Here is a 16,365-nt window from a genome sequence, read left to right as displayed (position 1 = left end):
TCCAATGCGCTCTCTTACCCTTCACCTGAAATTCCTGATCGCCATCCTGGTGGTGCTGGGTATTTCAGTCACGGCCTATCAGATCTTCGTGCTCGGCATCCCTGTGACCGAAGACGCCACCGACGACTTGTGGAACATCGACGCCAAAGTCGAGTTCGTCGCCAGTACCAAGGACCCGGTCAAGATCCAGATGTTCGTGCCGCCGCTGAGCCGCGATTACGTCAGCCTCAACGAGAGCTTCATTTCCAATAACTACGGCGTGGCCGTGAACCGTGCCGACGGCAACCGCAAAGTCACTTGGTCGGCACGTCGGGCCAAGGGCAATCAGACCCTTTATTACCGCCTGGTACTGACCAAGCGCTACACCGGTGAAAAATCCAAGATCAAAGGCCCGACCTTCCGCGACAGCATCGCCGTCGAAGGCGCGGAAAAAATCGCCGCCGAAGCCCTGCTCGCACCGATCCGCCAGCACTCGGCTGACGTTGAAACCTTCATCGGCGAAGCCATCAAGCGTGTCAATAACCTCAACGACGACAATGTGAAGCTGTTGCTGGGCGGCGATCCGTCCCCCGGGCACAAGGCGAAAATCGTCGAATTGGTGCTGTCCATCGCGCACGTGCCGGTGGAAAAGGTCCACACCATTCGTCTGGTGGCCGACCAACCGCAAATGCCGGAACTGTGGTTGCGCAGTTTCAACGGCACCGATTGGCTGTACTTCAACCCGGAAACCGGTGAACAGGGCCTGCCGACCGACCGCCTGCTGTGGTGGACCGGCGACGAAAACCTGATCACCGTCGATGGCGGCAAGAAGGCCAACGTGACCTTCAGCCTGAACAACAGCGAAATGAACGCCATTCGCCTGGCCAAGCTGACCGACGAAAACACCGACGCCAACTTCCTCGAATACTCGCTGTACGGCCTGCCGCTGCAAACCCAGCAGACCTTCATGATCATGGTGATGATCCCGATCGGTGTGCTGGTGATTTTGATCCTGCGCAACCTGATCGGCATTCAGACCCTCGGCACCTTTACTCCGGTGCTGATCGCCCTGGCGTTCCGGGAAACCCAGCTCGGCTTCGGTATCGTGCTGTTTACCATCATCACGGCATTGGGCCTGTCGCTGCGCTCCTACCTTGAACACTTGAAGCTGCAAATGCTGCCGAGGCTGTCGGTGGTGCTGACCTTCGTGGTGGTGCTGATCGCGACGATCAGCCTGCTCAGCCATAAACTCGGCCTGGAACGCGGGCTGTCGGTGGCGCTGTTCCCGATGGTGATTCTGACCATGACCATCGAACGCCTGTCGATTACCTGGGAAGAACGTGGTTCCGGCCACGCCATGAAAGTGGCGATCGGTACGCTGTTCGCCGCATCGCTGTCGCACCTGATCATGAGCGTTCCGGAACTGGTTTACTTCGTGTTCACCTTCCCGGCGATCCTGTTGATCCTGGTGGGTTTCATGCTGGCGATGGGGCGCTATCGCGGTTACCGCCTGACCGAACTGGTGCGCTTCAAGGCGTTCCTGAAAAAGGCTGACGCCTGATGTTCGGCTTCTGGAAGACCTGGAAGGCCCTGGAAGCCCGGGGCATCATGGGGATCAATCGGCGTAACGCGGACTACGTGCTCAAGTACAACAAGCGCAGTCTGTACCCGATTGTCGATGACAAGATCATCACCAAGGAACGCGCCATCGCCGCCGGCATTCATGTGCCGGAACTGTATGGCGTGATTTCCACCGAGAAAGAAATCGATAACCTCAACGACATCATCGGCGGGCGCAACGACTTCGTGATCAAACCGGCCCAGGGCGCGGGCGGTGACGGCATCATTGTGATTGCCGACCGTTTTGAGGGCCGCTATCGCACGGTGTCCGGCAAGATCATCAGCCATGAGGAAATCGAGCACCATATCTCCAGCATCCTGACCGGCCTCTATTCCCTGGGCGGTCACCGGGATCGGGCGCTGATCGAGTACCGCGTGACCCCGGACCAGATCTTCAAGAGCATCAGCTATGAAGGCGTGCCGGACATTCGGATTATCGTGCTGATGGGCTATCCGGTGATGGCCATGCTGCGGCTGCCAACCCGCCAGTCCGGCGGCAAGGCCAACCTGCACCAGGGCGCCATCGGCGTGGGCGTGGACTTGGCCACCGGCCTGACCCTGCGCGGCACCTGGCTGAACAACATCATCACCAAACACCCGGACACCACCAACGCAGTGGATGGCGTGCAACTGCCCTACTGGGACGGTTTCATGAAACTTGCCGCGGGCTGCTATGAGCTGTGCGGGTTGGGTTATATCGGTGTCGACATGGTGCTGGACCAGGAGAAAGGGCCGCTGATTCTTGAGCTCAATGCCCGGCCTGGGCTGAACATTCAGATTGCCAATGATTGCGGGCTGACGTTGCGCACCCATGCGGTTGAAGCGCGGCTGGAAGAGTTGAAAGCTCGCGGGGTTGTTGAGACGGTGCAGGAACGGGTTGAGTTCGTTCAGGAAATGTTTGGGCATATTCCTGCGGTTGAGGGCTGACCCGGGACCGAGCCTGCTCGCGAAGACAGATCCCCAGTCACTACAGCCCCTCCCCTGCCCCCAAATCTACCAATCCCCGACATCCCCTCTAGGAGCAATTCCCCGAGGGGACTACAATCGCCACCCCCGCCTCGATGGCTGATCTGCCCCGCCCATGTTGACCTGTTCCGTACACCCGCTCCCCTATCGCGCCAACCCCGCCGAGTACTTCGCGGCGATTCGTCATGCCCCCGGTGCCGTGCTGCTCGACAGTGGCCGGCCGAGTGCCGAGCGTGGACGTTATGACCTGCTCAGTGCCTGGCCGCTGGAGCAAATAGCAGTATTACCTGACGAAAGTGGCAGCGATTTCCTGCAACGCCTTCGCGACAATCTGGCACGACTCGGTGAAGCGGCTGTTCCTTACGATTTGCCCTTCGCTGGCGGCCTCATCGGTTACCTGAGCTACGACTTCGGTCGGCATCTGGAAAACCTGCCCAGTCAGGCGCAGGACGATCTGCAATTGCCCGACGCACGTTTCGGGCTGTACGACTGGGCGCTGATCAGCGATCACCAACTGAGTACAAGTCAGTTGGTCTTCCACCCGTCGCTGATCGACAGCGAACGTCAGCGTCTGATCACGCTATTCAGTAAGCCTACGGCTGAAGCAGTCGAGTCTTTCACGTTGAAAGCCCCGATGAAGGCCGACCTGAGCGCTGACGAGTATCGCAACGCGCTAGAACGCATTCAGCAGTACATCCAGGCCGGCGACTGCTACCAGGTCAATTTCGCCCAGCGTTTCCGCGCGCAGTGCCAGGGCGATCCTTGGGCCGCGTATTGCGCGCTGCGGGCGGCGTGCCCGACGCCGTTTTCCGGTTTTCAGAGCTTGCCTGACGGCGGTGCGGTACTGAGTCTGTCGCCAGAACGCTTCGTCAAAGTCAGCGAACGCCATGTGGAAACCCGCCCGATCAAAGGCACCCGTCCTCGCGGACTGACCGCCGCCGAAGATGAGGCAAACGCCGCCGAACTGCTGGCCAGCCCCAAGGACCGCGCAGAAAACCTGATGATCGTCGACTTGCTGCGCAACGACCTCGGCCGTACTTGCCGGATCGGTTCCGTGCGAGTGCCGGAGTTGTTCAGCCTGGAAAGCTACCCGAACGTGCATCACCTGGTGAGCAGTGTCACCGGAGAACTGGCGGATGACCGGGACGCGCTGGACCTGATCGCCGGCAGCTTCCCCGGCGGCTCGATTACCGGTGCACCGAAAATTCGCGCAATGCAGATCATCGACGAACTGGAGCCGACGCGTCGCGGGTTGTACTGCGGGTCTTTGCTCTATCTGGACGTGCGCGGCGAGATGGACAGCTCCATCGCCATTCGCAGTTTGCTGGTCAAGGATGGGCAGGTGTGTTGCTGGGGCGGTGGCGGGATCGTCGCGGACTCGGAGTGGCAGGCCGAGTATCAGGAATCGATTACCAAGGTGAAGGTCCTTCTCGACACCCTGCAAAACCTGTAGGAGCTGCCGCAGGCTGCGATCTTTTGATCTTGCCTTTTAAAGCAAAGTCAAAAGATCGCAGCCTGCGGCAGCTCCTACATGAATGTGTTTACAGGCTCAACGCCCGATTCGAAGCCTTGATGAACTCCTGCTTCAGCTCTTCAAAGCTGTGCACCGCCGGGAACTGCGGAAACTCGCGAATCACATTGTCCGGCGCATGGAACAGAATCCCCGCATCCGCCTCACCCAACATCGTGGTGTCGTTGTAGGAATCCCCCGCCGCGATCACCCGGTAGTAAAGGCTTTTGAAGGCCAAAACCGACTGGCGCTTGGGATCTTTCTGACGCAACTGATAGCTCGTCACCCGACCGGAATCGTCAGTAATCAGACGATGGCAGAGCAAGGTCGGGAAGCCCAGTTGACGCATCAGCGGCTGGGAGAACTCGTAGAACGTGTCCGACAAAATCACCACCTGAAAGCGCTCACGCAGCCAGTTGACGAACTCGATAGCGCCATCCAGCGGCTTGAGCGTGGCGATCACTTCCTGGATGTCGGTGAGTTTCAAGCCGTGCTCGTCGAGAATCCGCAGACGCTGCTTCATCAGCACGTCGTAGTCGGGGATGTCCCGGGTGGTCGCCCTCAGGGACTCGATCCCGGTTTTTTCGGCGAAGGCGATCCAGATTTCCGGGACCAGTACACCTTCAAGATCCAGACAGGCAATTTCCACAAGACACTCCCATTTGTATTGATTATTGAGTCGAGCGAGCAAAAGGACTGCCGAACTCTAGCGACTCAGGCCGGCCGGTGCAACGCAGAGGGCGCGCCAGTTGCCGTAGGTTTTTGTTACCATCAGGGCCATATAGAGCGCCCAGCGCCACCGACCTGTAGGAAGCCGCCCTGATGAGCCCAACGTTCGACGTCGTGGAACTCGCCACGACCTATGCCAACAAATCCGCCCAGGACATCCTGAAACTCGCGTTCGCCGAGTTTGGCGATGACCTGTGGATATCTTTCAGCGGCGCCGAAGACGTGGTGCTGGTGGACATGGCCTGGAAGCTGAACAAGAACGTCAAAGTGTTCAGCCTCGACACCGGCCGCTTGCACCCCGAGACCTACCGCTTCATCGATCAGGTACGCGAGCACTACAAGATCGACATCGAACTGGTGTCGCCGGACTACACCAAGCTCGAACCTTTCGTGAAGGAAAAGGGCCTGTTCAGTTTCTACAAGGACGGCCATGGCGAATGCTGCGGCATCCGCAAGATCGAGCCGCTACGTCGCAAGCTCTCGGGAGTGACGGCCTGGGCCACCGGTCAGCGTCGGGATCAGAGCCCTGGCACACGCAGCGCCGTCGCGGTGCTGGAAATTGATACCGCGTTCTCCACCCCGGAACGCACCCTGTACAAATTCAACCCGCTGGCGCAAATGACCAGTGAAGAGATCTGGGGTTACATCCGCATGCTGGAGTTGCCGTACAACAGCCTGCACGAACGCGGGTTCATCAGCATCGGCTGCGAGCCCTGCACCCGTCCGGTGTTGCCGAACCAGCACGAGCGCGAAGGTCGTTGGTGGTGGGAAGAAGCGACGCAAAAAGAATGCGGTCTGCATGCGGGCAACATCATCAGCAAATCCAAGGCCTGACCCCAGCCTTGTGGAGATCCCCTGTGGGAGCGAGCTTGCTCGCGATAGCGGTGTATCAGTCGACATGAATATTGAATGTCAGTCCGCAATCGCGAGCAAGCTCGCTCCCACAGGGTTACACCTCCAGCTTCTAAAATGTGTACACACGAATGTCACCATAGGTGCCATTTGTGTGTGCACTTATAATTTCAGCGCCCCAAAAAGTTACACGCCCCTGCCCTGACTTCCTCAGTCGACTTTTCGTACAAATCCCGCTGAAAAACAAATACCTGTTCACTCGGTCAATTTATATCGCCTTTATTTCAGTCCCTTACGGCGAATAGATAACAAAACGAAATTAGAGGAGGAATTCATAGATCGCTGACTGGCATGGTTCTGGCTTAAGTGCATACATGTTTTGTATACAATCACATCAAAACATACACACACTTTAGATCCGCAAGCCTGAAGCGCCCTATCCCGTACAGGCTGCAGATGCCCCGTAACCAATGATGCTGACTGCCCGCGACGAAGATTTGTCGAGGCAACGCTCATGCACAGTCATCGCGACGCCAAGCTCGGAGCCTGCCGGAATGCGTACTAGCCTCTCCAATAACAACATCGCGCTGGATCTGCCCTCCTTCCCACCCACTTCAACCCTTCACGACCAAACGTTTCAAGAACCCGTCGTACTCAGCCCTCGCCTGCACAACAAGGACCTGGCGCCGACCAAAGCCGAAGGTCGACGCTGGGGCCGCTACAGCATTTTCGCCCTGTGGACCAACGACGTTCACAACATCGCCAATTACTCATTCGCCATCGGGCTGTATGCGCTCGGACTGGGCGGCTGGCAAATCCTGCTGTCCCTGGGGATCGGTGCGGCGTTGGTGTATAGCTTCATGAACCTCTCCGGTTACATGGGGCAAAAGACCGGCGTGCCGTTTCCTGTCATCAGCCGGATCAGTTTCGGCATTCACGGGGCGCAGATTCCTGCATTGATCCGCGCCGTTATCGCCATTGCCTGGTTTGGGATTCAGACATACCTGGCCTCGGTGGTCTTTCGTGTACTGCTGATAGCGGTTCATCCAGGTTTCGCTGACTACGACCACAACTCAATACTCGGTCTATCAAGCCTGGGCTGGGTGTGCTTCGTGGCGATCTGGTTCGTGCAACTGGCGATTCTCGCCTATGGCATGGAGATGGTGCGGCGTTACGAGGCGTTCGCCGGGCCAGTGATTCTGCTGACCGTCGCCGCCCTCGCCGCGTGGATGTACTTTCAGGCCAACGCGACCATCGCCTGGTCGATCCGCGAACCGCTGACCGGCGGCGAGATGTGGCGCAACATCTTTGCCGGTGGTGCGTTGTGGCTGTCGATCTACGGCACGCTGATCCTCAACTTCTGCGACTTCGCCCGTTCTTCGCCGTGCCGCAAGACCATCAAGGTCGGCAATTTCTGGGGCCTGCCGGTGAATATTCTGGTGTTCGCCAGCATCACCGTCCTGCTCTGCGGCGCTCAATTTCAGATCAATGGACGGATCATCGAAAGCCCGACGGAAATCATCGCCTCGATTCCCAACACCTTCTTTCTGGTGCTCGGTTGCCTGGCGTTCCTGATCGTCACCGTGGCGGTGAACATCATGGCCAACTTCGTCGCCCCGGCCTTCGTGCTGAGCAACCTGGCGCCAAAATACCTGACGTTCCGCCGCGCCGGGCTGATCAGCGCGACCATCGCGGTGCTGATCCTGCCGTGGAACCTCTATAACAGCCCGTTGGTGATCGTGTATTTCCTGTCCGGCCTCGGCGCCCTGCTCGGCCCGTTGTACGGCGTGATCATGGTCGACTACTGGCTCGTACGAAAAGGTCAGGTCAACGTGCCGCAGTTGTACAGCGAAGACCCCAACGGCGCTTATTACTACAGCCGCGGAGTCAATTTACGCGCCGTCGCGGCGTTCATTCCTGCCGCGCTGATCGCCATTGTCCTGGCGCTGGTACCGGGCTTCGACAGCGTATCGCCCTTCTCCTGGCTGATTGGGGCCGGGATTGCCGGCATGCTCTACCTGATCATCGCCAAACGGCAGCCCCATTACGCAGACGTCAGCGGTGAAGCCATCGCCGTCGATAACGTCAGCCATTAATCCTTAGGCGGCCCGGCACCGTCGGGCCGCAGAACCACCCGTTATAAGGACTTCCCATGCGAATTCTCGTGGTCAACGTCAACACCACCGAATCCATCACGCAGGCCATCGCGCGTTCGGCTCAGTCAGTGGCCGCGCCCGGCACGGAAATTATCGGCCTGACGCCCTACTTCGGTGCCGACTCCATCGAAGGCAATTTCGAAAGTTATTTGGCCGCTATCGCGGTGATGGACCGGGTGATGTCCTACGACCAACCCTTCGATGCCGTGATCCAGGCCGGTTACGGCGAACACGGCCGCGAAGGTTTGCAGGAGTTGCTCAACGTGCCGGTGGTGGACATCACCGATGCGGCGGCCAGCACGGCCATGTTCCTCGGCCATGCCTACTCGGTGGTCACCACGCTGGACCGCACCGTGCCGCTGATCGAGGATCGCCTCAAACTGTCCGGACTCTGGGACCGTTGCGCGTCGGTACGGGCCAGTGGTTTGGCGGTGCTGGAACTGGAATCCGATCCTGAGCGTGCCTTGGAGGCAATTATTCGTCAGGCGGAATTGGCCGTGCTTGAAGACAAGGCCGAGGTGATTTGCCTGGGCTGCGGCGGCATGGCCGGGCTGGATGAACAGATTCGTCAGCGCACTGGCGTGCCGGTGGTGGATGGTGTGACGGCGGCGGTGACGATTGCCGAGTCGTTGGTGCGGTTGGGTTTGTCGACGTCCAAGGTGCGGACTTATGCGACGCCGCGGCCGAAGAAAATTATCGGTTGGCCGGGGCAGTTTTGCAGGTAGACCGCGTCATCGTTCATCGCGAGCAGGCTCGCTCCCACAGGGCTCTGCGTCGTTTACATCATTGTGGAACGACGCATAACCCTGTGGGAGCCGAGCTTGCTCGCGATGGCAACACCTCGGTTTTGAGCCTGACTCAAAGAGCACTAAACCGCTGCCCCAACCCCTGCTCCGCAAACTGCTCAATGACGAAATCCACAAACGCCCGGGTCTTGCCGGGCAGCAGTTTGTGCTCCGCGTAATAGATCGAAATATTGCCATCGTCGACATACCAGTCCGGCAGCACCCGCTGCAAGGTGCCGGCCTCCAGATAACCCACGGCGAACGGCATGCTCACCAGCGCAATGCCCAACCCTTGGGCGGCCGTGGCGCAGGCCGCCTCCGAATCACTCATGGTCATCCGCGCCTTGAGCGTCAGCGGGCTGTGTTGCTGGGTGCGACTGGTCAATTGCCAGGAACGCACACGGCCCGTCTGTGGTGATCGAATCAGAATGCCATCGTGATACTTAAGATCGTCGGGCTCGGCAATCACCTCACGCCCCGCCAGATACTCGGCTGACGCCACCAGCACCCGGTGGGCCGGGGTCAGCTTGCGCGCCACCACCCCCTGCGGCAGCTCGAATCCCCCACCAATCGCCGCATCGAAACCTTGAGCGATCAGATCGACCTGACGGTTATCGAAATGCCAGTCCGGGTTGATCGCCGGAAAGCGCCGCAGAAACTCCCCGAGCAACGGCACGATGTACAAACGCCCGAACACCGTGCCCATGCTGACCTTCAACGTCCCCGCTGGTAGCCCCTCGGCGCTGGCCAGATTGGCCACGGCATTCTGGATCGTGTGAAGACTGGAACTCACTTCGCCGAGAAAAACATGACCCGCTTCAGTCAGCGTCAGGCTGCGAGTGCTGCGCTGAAACAGCCGTACACCCAGACGCGCCTCAAGCTTGGCGACGCTCTTGCCCACCGCCGCCGGGGTCAGACTCAAGCGGCGCGCGGCTTCGGCGAAGCTGCCGACCTCGGCACTGCGCACGAAGCATTCGATACTGCTGAAGGTTTCCATAAGCGACACTATAAACTTTTGGTTTACACAGACTATCGCAATTACCGCCTACACAGCCGGTAATCCTGAATCGATACTAGGCTCCATCAACCGACGCATCTCGCCTCGGGACTTTGGAGATCGATATGACTACTCAGAACCTCAGCGGCAAAGTGGCTTTGATTCAAGGCGGATCCCGCGGTATCGGCGCCGCCATCGTCAAACGCCTGGCCGCTGAAGGCGCGACAGTCGCCTTCACCTACGTCAGCTCCACGGCCAAAGCCGAAGAATTGCAAAACACCATCACCGGTAACGGCGGCAAAGCCCTCGCCATCAAGGCTGACAGCGCCGACGCCGAGGCCATCCGCAACGCCGTGACCGCCACCGTAAAAGCCTTTGGCCGCCTGGACATTCTGGTCAACAACGCAGGTGTGCTGGCCGTTGCCCCCTTGGAAGATTTCAAACTCGAAGACTTCGACCAGACCCTCGCGATCAACGTGCGCAGCGTATTCATCGCCACCCAGGCCGCAGCCAAACACATGACCGAAGGCGGTCGCATCATCAACATCGGCAGCACCAACGCCGACCGCATGCCCTTCGCCGGTGGTGGCCCATACGCCATGAGCAAGTCGGCGCTGGTCGGCCTGACCAAAGGCCTGGCGCGCGACCTCGGCCCGCGCGGCATCACCATCAACAACGTGCAGCCGGGCCCGGTCGATACTGACATGAACCCGGCCAGTGGTGACTTCGCCGAAAGCCTGATCCCGTTGATGGCGGTGGGTCGTTACGGTAAAGCGGAAGAAATCGCCAGCTTCGTCGCCTACCTCGTCGGTCCCGAAGCCGGCTACATCACCGGTGCCAGCCTGACCATCGATGGTGGTTTCGGCGCCTGATGTTCTGAATCACGCATAAAGAAACGCCGGCAACCCTGATCAGGGTGTCGGCGTTTTCATGTACGCAGCTTTAAGCCCATTCGAGCGCCGGCAAACCGCAAGCGCTCGGTTTGAACGCTTTCAGCGTACGAAGAATGCCGTCGGCGTGTGCGTATTTTTCGTCAGCCATCGCCGCATCCGGGATCGCAATCGCGGTCATTCCCGCCGCTTTCGCCGCCGTGACACCGAACGGTGAATCCTCGAACACCAGGCAATCCTCAGGCGCGACACCCAGGCGCCGCGCCGCCGTGAGAAAGATGTCCGGCGCCGGTTTTGCCGCGCCGACTTCCGGATCGTCAGCCGTCACGATGAAATCGAACAGCGCGAACCAGTCGCGGTGCAAGGTGGTTTTCTGGCCGAACGACTGACACGAAGAGCTGGTGCCCACCGCGATCGGAATGTTGTTGGCCTTCAAGTGCCGAACCAGCTCCTGCGCGCCAGGCATTGCCAGCGCCGTAGGAAAACGCTCGCGCATCAGCGGTTCGCGGATCACCAGAAACTCTTCGGCGGTAATCGGCAGGTCCAGCGCCTCGACCACATAACGCGCCAGATCACCCGCGCCACGGCCGATGATGTGCTGTTTGACGCTCCAGTCGAAGACCCGACCGTAACGCGCAGCAATCATGGACGTGACCTCGGTGTAAATGCCCTCGGTGTCCAGCAACAAGCCGTCCATATCGAAAATCACGGCCTTGATCGGGCCGAATTCATTCAGTGGTGCATTCATCGCATCTGATCCGTTTTCTAATGACATCCCAGAGGCGGCTCAGGTACGGCCGGGTCCGCGATCGATTAAAGGATTCAGCAGCATAGCGAGCGCGGCGGGCATAGGGCAACGGGCAATGCCTGATCGGTACTAAAACCTGCGCCGAAGTGCTCTCCGTCATTTAGCGATTTCCCCTACACCAAACACTTACTTTCCCGACTTCTTTCCCCGCCGATCCCACGCAAAGTCTCGCGCTCTGAATTGATCCGCGCGAGGGACTGCGAATGTTCATACCTGACAACCTCCTGGCCTTGAACAACACCATCGGGCTGCTGGTGGTCGCCGCCATGGATCCTGACCAGCCGGGTATCGAAGCGCTACTGAGTGATTTTCGACTGTGCCTGAACGACTACGACGCCTGGGCTGAAAGTTTCTGGACCGGTAGGGCACTGGATGTCGAGCAAGTGTTCAAGGTCGGCAATGAAGTCCGTCTAAGCGCACCGAATAGTTCGACCACGCCTGTCAGTGCGACAGTCGCCGCGTGCCAGGCCAGCGGTCCGTTGACCCTGGTGCATATGTTTGAGGCAGCGCGTTTCGTGCCGATCGGCAATACGCCGGTGATGCTTGAACCTTTGCTTTCCGACGTGGCGGGTGAACAGACGTTTGGCGAGCCGATCTACGATGTGATCGGCCCCAGCGGCATCCTGGAAATCCCCGATTGCCAGCGCGGCCAGCGTTATCGCATCACGTTCTTTCCCGATGTATCCGCTGATCACGTCAAAGCACTTTACGCCTCCTATCAGGGCGTCATCGGCGAACTGGAAGGTTGGTTGCGTAACGAGTGGACGACCGAGTTCGAACCAGCGAGGGCCGGGTTCTCCCAAGCCAGTTTCATCAAGCGCTACGGCATGCTGCAACAGGCCGACTGGCGCGGCTTCGAGAACTCGCTGAACGGTTTGTGGGATGACGTAAAACAGATTTACACCCTGATCGCGGACCTGCAGGCCAACAGCGAAAAACTCCTTGAATACCTGACCCGATCCGAGCTTGAAACGCTGCTGAACGCTTCGGCGGAGTCCATCGCCAACGTGTTGCTGATGCTGAGCGACGAGCCGTTGATGTTCATTCATCTCGCGGCGTTCACCAGTTGGCTGAGGATGCTGCCGCCGCAGTACATCGCCGAGGTCGTGGCGGAAATTCGTACGGAGATATTGATCAGTTTCCTGCTCATGTGCCTTACCGGTCCTGCGGGACTGGAATTGCGCCTGAGTGAGAAGGTGCTGTCCAGGATCAAGTCCCCGCAGACCCGGCAATGGCTGGCGGCCGCCAGCTTGCGATTGGCTGAGCTCACCGCCAAGTCCGACCTGACAGCCCACGCTGGCGCGCTCAAACCGCTGATGGTCAATGCCCGGAATGCACCGATCCATCCTGCGCCCGCAGTGTCATTGCAGATCACCGCGGGGGTTGCGCCGGTTTTGTTGGTGAAGAATCCGGTGGCCATTGCTCGCGACAAGTCTGAAGCCATGACCAGGATTGGCAGGCAGGAACATCGCGACGATGCCCCGGATCAAGCGAAAAACCCTAACGGTGACAGCGCCGATTGCGGACCGTTGACCTGTACCAATGGCTGTCCGGTATCGATGGTCACGGGCGAGGAACTGCTCACACTGTCCGACGGTGCGCTGGACGGGATTTTGCCGTTCGACTTCACCCGGCTCTATCGCACCAGTGCGGTGGAGATCGATTGCGGACTCGGATTCGGCTGGAGTCATTCCCTCGCGCATCACCTGGAAATCGATGGCGACACCGTCATTTGGATCGACCACGAAAACCGCCGTACGACCTTTCCGCTACCCAGTATCGAGCGCCCGACGATTCACAACAGCCTGTCGCGGGCAGCGATTTATCTAGGCGACGAGCCGGAAGAACTGATCCTCGCGCTGGCTGGCGAAAAATCGCAGTTTTTCTACTTTCGTACAGGACGTCTAACGGCCATCAGCGATGCCTATGGCAATCGGCTGACAGTGCAGCGGGACTCTTCTGACAGGATCAAGCGCCTCGATAACGGCGCAGGGCGCTCCCTTCTATTGCGCTATGAGCGCCGGCACATGGTCGCCGTCGAGTATCAGCGTTTTCATCCGGCCGACACCCTGGAAGACGCCTGGCGTACTGAGCAGACGCTGGTTGCCTACCGCTACGACGCTTGTCATCGCTTGATCGAAGCAACCAATGCCGCCGGCGAAAGCGAGCGCTACGACTACGACGAGCAGCACGTGATTCTGCAGCGGCAATTGGCCGGTGGGGCGAGTTTCTTCTGGGAGTGGGAACGGTCCGGCAAGGCGGCCCGATGTGTCCGCCATTGGGCGTCGTTTTCGCAGATGGACACGCACTATGTCTGGGACGACAACGGCAGTGTGGTGGTTAAAAACGCCGACGGCAGTGAAGAGGTTTACGTCCACGACGACCGGGCGCGGCTGGTACGCAAGGTCGAGCTGAACGGCGGCGAACACCTCAAGGCTTACGACGACAACGGTCGGCTGATTGCCGAGCAGGACCCGCTAGGCGCCGTCACCGAATACCGTTACGACGAGGTCGGACGGCTTATCGCACTGATTCCGCCGCAAGACGAACCGACGGCCTACGAGTATCGCAACGGTTTCCTGCATGCGCGTTATCGCGGCAAAGCGGTGTGGAAATATCAGCGCAACGCCCAGGGTGACATCACGGAAGCGACCGATCCCGACGGTCATGTCAGCCACTATCACTACGACGAAAAAGGGCAGCTGCTGTCAATCCGTTACCCGGACACCAGCCGGCAGGTGTTCGTCTGGAACGCCTTGGGGCAACTGCTCGAAGAGACCTTGCCGGACGGTGGCCAGCGGCGGTTTTCCTACGATGCGTTGGGGCGGCAGATTACCCGTCAGGACGAACATGGCGCCATCACCCACTACCAATGGGATGCCGTCGGCCGACTGATCCAGACGACGCTTCCTACAGGCGCCCGCCGCGCGTTTAGCTACAACGCCTACGGCAAGATCACCGCCGAACGCGATGAGCTGGGTCGCATCACCCGCTACGAATACATCGACGACCTGCACCTGGTCAGCCGTCGGATCAATGCCGACGGCACCCAACTGAAGTACCGCTACGACAACGCGCAGCTGTTGCTCACGGAAATCGAAAACGAATCCGGCGAAAAATACCTTCTGGACTACACGCACAATGGCTTGATCCGACAGGAAACCGGATTCGACGGCCAGCGCACGGCGTACGCCTACGACCTCAACGGCCAGTTGCTGGGGAAAACCGAGTTCGGTGATGACGGCTCGCAACGGGTGACGGCTTATGAGCGGGACTCGGCCGGACGCCTGCTGGTCAAAACCCTGCCCGATGGCATCAAGGTTGAATACCGCTACGACAGCCTCGGCCGCCTGGTCAGCGTCGAGGACGGTCACGACCACCCGCTGGAGTTCGAATACGACCAACAGGACCGGCTGATCACCGAACACCAAGGCTGGGGCACGTTACGTTATGGCTACGACGCCTGCGGCCAACTCAATCGCCTGCGCCTGCCGGACAACAGCAAACTCGATTACCACCACGCCAAGGGTGGCGCGCTGACGGCCATCGACCTCAACGGCACCCGCCTGACGTCGCATACCTTCTTCGCCGGGCGCGAACTAAACCGCCAACAAGGACTGTTGCTCAGCGATTATCAGTATGACGACCAGGGCCGTCTGAAAGCCCACGCTGTCAGCCAACACCTCCAACCGCTGTATCGCCGCGACTATGCCTACAGCACCAACGGGAACCTCGACTACATTGCCGACACGCGACACGGCCAACGCAGCTACCAATACGATCCACTCGACCGCCTGATCCGTGTCCGCCACTCCCGCGATCAACAACCGGAAAGCTTCGCCCACGACCCGGCGGGCAATCTGCTGATGCAGGATCGTCCCGGCCCGACCACCGTCAAAGGCAATCGCCTGCTCATGCAAGGTGACCGCCACTATGACTACGACGCCTTCGGCAACCTCATCCGCGAACGGCGCGGAACCGGGCAAAAACTCGTCACCGAGTACCGCTACGACTGCCAACATCGGCTGATCGGCGCCACCCTGCCCAACGGGAGCCAGGCGACCTACCGCTACGACGCCTTCGGCCGCCGCATCAGCAAAACCGTCGACGGCAAAACCACCGAGTTCTTCTGGCAGGGCGACCACCTCGTCGCCGAACACAGCCAGGATCACCACCGCAGTTACCTCTACGAACCCGGCACTTTCCGCCCGCTCGCCATGCTCGACGGCAAAGGCCCACACCAGGCCTGCCCGTTCTACTACCAACTCGACCACCTCGGCACACCGCAAGAACTCACCGACTACAGCGGCGACATCATCTGGGCCGCCCGATACACAGCCTATGGCCGCCTGACTCGACTCAACCGCGACACCCATCAGGTGCTTGATCAGCCGTTGAGGTTTCAGGGGCAGTATTTCGATGCGGAAACGGGCCTGCATTACAACCGGCATCGCTACTACAATCCGGATGTTGGACGGTATTTGACGCCGGATCCGAGCAAGTTGGCGGGTGGGTTAAACGGGTATCAGTACACGCGGAACCCGACGGGGTGGGTTGATCCGTTGGGGTTGAGTGAGTGTCCGGGTGGGGATGGGTGTAAGAAGCCATCGTTTGGGGATGAGGATCCGGCGGGGAAGGTTGGGGTTGATGAGGGGGAGCCCGGCGCTCCATCCACGAAACCAAAAAATCGGTACTTGTACCGCGGAGACTCCCGAGAAGACTGGGAGATTTTTGAAGGGGGGTTTGAGCCCCAGGGAGACAGCATGGATCTCTACTTACATGCCTTGGACAACCGGAACCCTCCCAGTTTTTTTGTCAGCACTTCGACCTCGGAAAAGGAGGCCATAAAGTTCGCAACTGGATACGGTTTTGATGATGGCTTCGTTTATGTAATAAAAAACATTCGCGGAATAGATGTGAATAAAAGGCTCGGCATGATTTCGCCTCACCGCAAGGAGGTTGAAATTGCGTTTCCAGGAGGAATAGACAGCCACGACATCCTCGGCGTTACCCCCGTCAACGCCGATGGCAGCTATAAGGGCTACTCAACCCCTAACCCGCGCAGGAAGTAGT

Annotated in this window: 11 protein-coding genes; 8 read left to right on the top strand and 3 right to left on the bottom strand. The window is 59.3% G+C overall.

Annotation, left to right across the window (positions count from 1 at the left end; all coding sequences use genetic code 11):
- Positions 1-4: 4 nt before the first annotated feature.
- From ACIQU2_RS02960 to pabB, 3 genes are all read left to right on the top strand, one after another.
- Positions 5-1,540 carry an inactive transglutaminase family protein gene (locus ACIQU2_RS02960; RefSeq protein WP_347804611.1) on the top strand — a complete coding sequence of 512 codons (1,536 nt, stop codon included), beginning with the start codon at positions 5-7 and terminating at the stop codon, positions 1,538-1,540.
- A complete protein-coding gene (locus ACIQU2_RS02955; RefSeq protein ID WP_403138457.1) occupies positions 1,540-2,526 on the top strand; it encodes an alpha-L-glutamate ligase-like protein in 987 nt (328 codons plus the stop codon). Before ACIQU2_RS02960 ends, ACIQU2_RS02955 begins: the two co-directional genes overlap by 1 nt.
- A 154-nt stretch (positions 2,527-2,680) precedes the next feature.
- Complete coding sequence (pabB, locus tag ACIQU2_RS02950) at positions 2,681-4,018, top strand: aminodeoxychorismate synthase component I (protein ID WP_403138455.1); 1,338 nt, start codon at positions 2,681-2,683, stop codon at positions 4,016-4,018.
- An 88-nt stretch (positions 4,019-4,106) separates the two neighbouring features.
- Here the strand turns inward: pabB and thrH are convergent, their stop codons facing one another.
- Complete coding sequence (thrH, locus tag ACIQU2_RS02945; protein ID WP_056744191.1) at positions 4,107-4,724, bottom strand: bifunctional phosphoserine phosphatase/homoserine phosphotransferase ThrH; 618 nt, start codon at positions 4,722-4,724, stop codon at positions 4,107-4,109.
- Between the two features lie 173 nt (positions 4,725-4,897).
- Here thrH and ACIQU2_RS02940 point away from each other — a divergent pair, with 173 nt between their 5' ends.
- The 3 genes from ACIQU2_RS02940 to ACIQU2_RS02930 all read left to right on the top strand — a co-directional run bounded on the left by ACIQU2_RS02940 (position 4,898) and on the right by ACIQU2_RS02930 (position 8,537).
- Complete coding sequence (locus tag ACIQU2_RS02940) at positions 4,898-5,638, top strand: phosphoadenylyl-sulfate reductase (RefSeq protein WP_008027340.1); 741 nt, start codon at positions 4,898-4,900, stop codon at positions 5,636-5,638.
- A gap of 572 nt (positions 5,639-6,210) precedes the next feature.
- Positions 6,211-7,752: an NCS1 family nucleobase:cation symporter-1 gene (locus ACIQU2_RS02935; protein WP_347804196.1), complete on the top strand. Its 1,542-nt coding sequence runs from the start codon at positions 6,211-6,213 to the stop codon at positions 7,750-7,752.
- Between the two features lie 56 nt (positions 7,753-7,808).
- Positions 7,809-8,537, top strand: coding sequence for an aspartate/glutamate racemase family protein (locus ACIQU2_RS02930; protein WP_403138452.1), 729 nt, complete (start codon positions 7,809-7,811; stop codon positions 8,535-8,537).
- 133 nt (positions 8,538-8,670) lie between these two features.
- On the opposite strand, the gene ACIQU2_RS02925 is transcribed toward ACIQU2_RS02930, so the two are convergent.
- The gene (locus ACIQU2_RS02925) at positions 8,671-9,594 is read right to left on the bottom strand and encodes a LysR family transcriptional regulator (RefSeq protein ID WP_403138450.1); all 924 of its coding nucleotides are present in this window, start codon (positions 9,592-9,594) and stop codon (positions 8,671-8,673) included.
- A 125-nt stretch (positions 9,595-9,719) separates the two neighbouring features.
- On the opposite strand from ACIQU2_RS02925, the gene ACIQU2_RS02920 reads away from it, so the two are divergent.
- Positions 9,720-10,466: a 3-oxoacyl-ACP reductase family protein gene (locus tag ACIQU2_RS02920; protein WP_347804199.1), complete on the top strand. Its 747-nt coding sequence runs from the start codon at positions 9,720-9,722 to the stop codon at positions 10,464-10,466.
- Between the two features lie 70 nt (positions 10,467-10,536).
- Here ACIQU2_RS02920 and ACIQU2_RS02915 read toward each other — a convergent pair whose 3' ends face one another.
- Positions 10,537-11,232, bottom strand: a complete 696-nt coding sequence (locus tag ACIQU2_RS02915; protein ID WP_403138447.1) for an HAD-IA family hydrolase — start codon at positions 11,230-11,232, stop codon at positions 10,537-10,539.
- A gap of 263 nt (positions 11,233-11,495) precedes the next feature.
- On the opposite strand from ACIQU2_RS02915, the gene ACIQU2_RS02910 reads away from it, so the two are divergent.
- Entirely contained in the window at positions 11,496-16,364 is a 4,869-nt protein-coding gene (locus tag ACIQU2_RS02910) for an RHS repeat-associated core domain-containing protein (protein ID WP_403138445.1), read from the top strand.
- Position 16,365: the final 1 nt, after the last annotated feature.

This window comes from Pseudomonas sp. NPDC098740, from assembly GCF_044760065.1.
Taxonomy (GTDB): domain Bacteria; phylum Pseudomonadota; class Gammaproteobacteria; order Pseudomonadales; family Pseudomonadaceae; genus Aquipseudomonas; species Aquipseudomonas rossensis.
The sequence above is the reverse complement of the archived record's forward strand: the minus strand, read 5'-3'. Positions and strand labels throughout refer to the sequence as shown.

What these genes read in the sequence shown, in the direction of transcription:
- ACIQU2_RS02930 (WP_403138452.1), top strand. Translation starts at nt 7,809, where the DNA reads ATGCGAATTCTCGTGGTCAACGTCAACACCACCGAATCCATCACGCAG.
- ACIQU2_RS02910 (WP_403138445.1), top strand. Translation starts at nt 11,496, where the DNA reads ATGTTCATACCTGACAACCTCCTGGCCTTGAACAACACCATCGGGCTG.
- pabB (WP_403138455.1), top strand. Translation starts at nt 2,681, where the DNA reads ATGTTGACCTGTTCCGTACACCCGCTCCCCTATCGCGCCAACCCCGCC.
- ACIQU2_RS02920 (WP_347804199.1), top strand. Translation starts at nt 9,720, where the DNA reads ATGACTACTCAGAACCTCAGCGGCAAAGTGGCTTTGATTCAAGGCGGA.
- ACIQU2_RS02925 (WP_403138450.1), bottom strand. Translation starts at nt 9,594, where the DNA reads ATGGAAACCTTCAGCAGTATCGAATGCTTCGTGCGCAGTGCCGAGGTC.
- ACIQU2_RS02960 (WP_347804611.1), top strand. Translation starts at nt 5, where the DNA reads ATGCGCTCTCTTACCCTTCACCTGAAATTCCTGATCGCCATCCTGGTG.
- ACIQU2_RS02955 (WP_403138457.1), top strand. Translation starts at nt 1,540, where the DNA reads ATGTTCGGCTTCTGGAAGACCTGGAAGGCCCTGGAAGCCCGGGGCATC.
- ACIQU2_RS02915 (WP_403138447.1), bottom strand. Translation starts at nt 11,232, where the DNA reads ATGAATGCACCACTGAATGAATTCGGCCCGATCAAGGCCGTGATTTTC.
- ACIQU2_RS02940 (WP_008027340.1), top strand. Translation starts at nt 4,898, where the DNA reads ATGAGCCCAACGTTCGACGTCGTGGAACTCGCCACGACCTATGCCAAC.
- ACIQU2_RS02935 (WP_347804196.1), top strand. Translation starts at nt 6,211, where the DNA reads ATGCGTACTAGCCTCTCCAATAACAACATCGCGCTGGATCTGCCCTCC.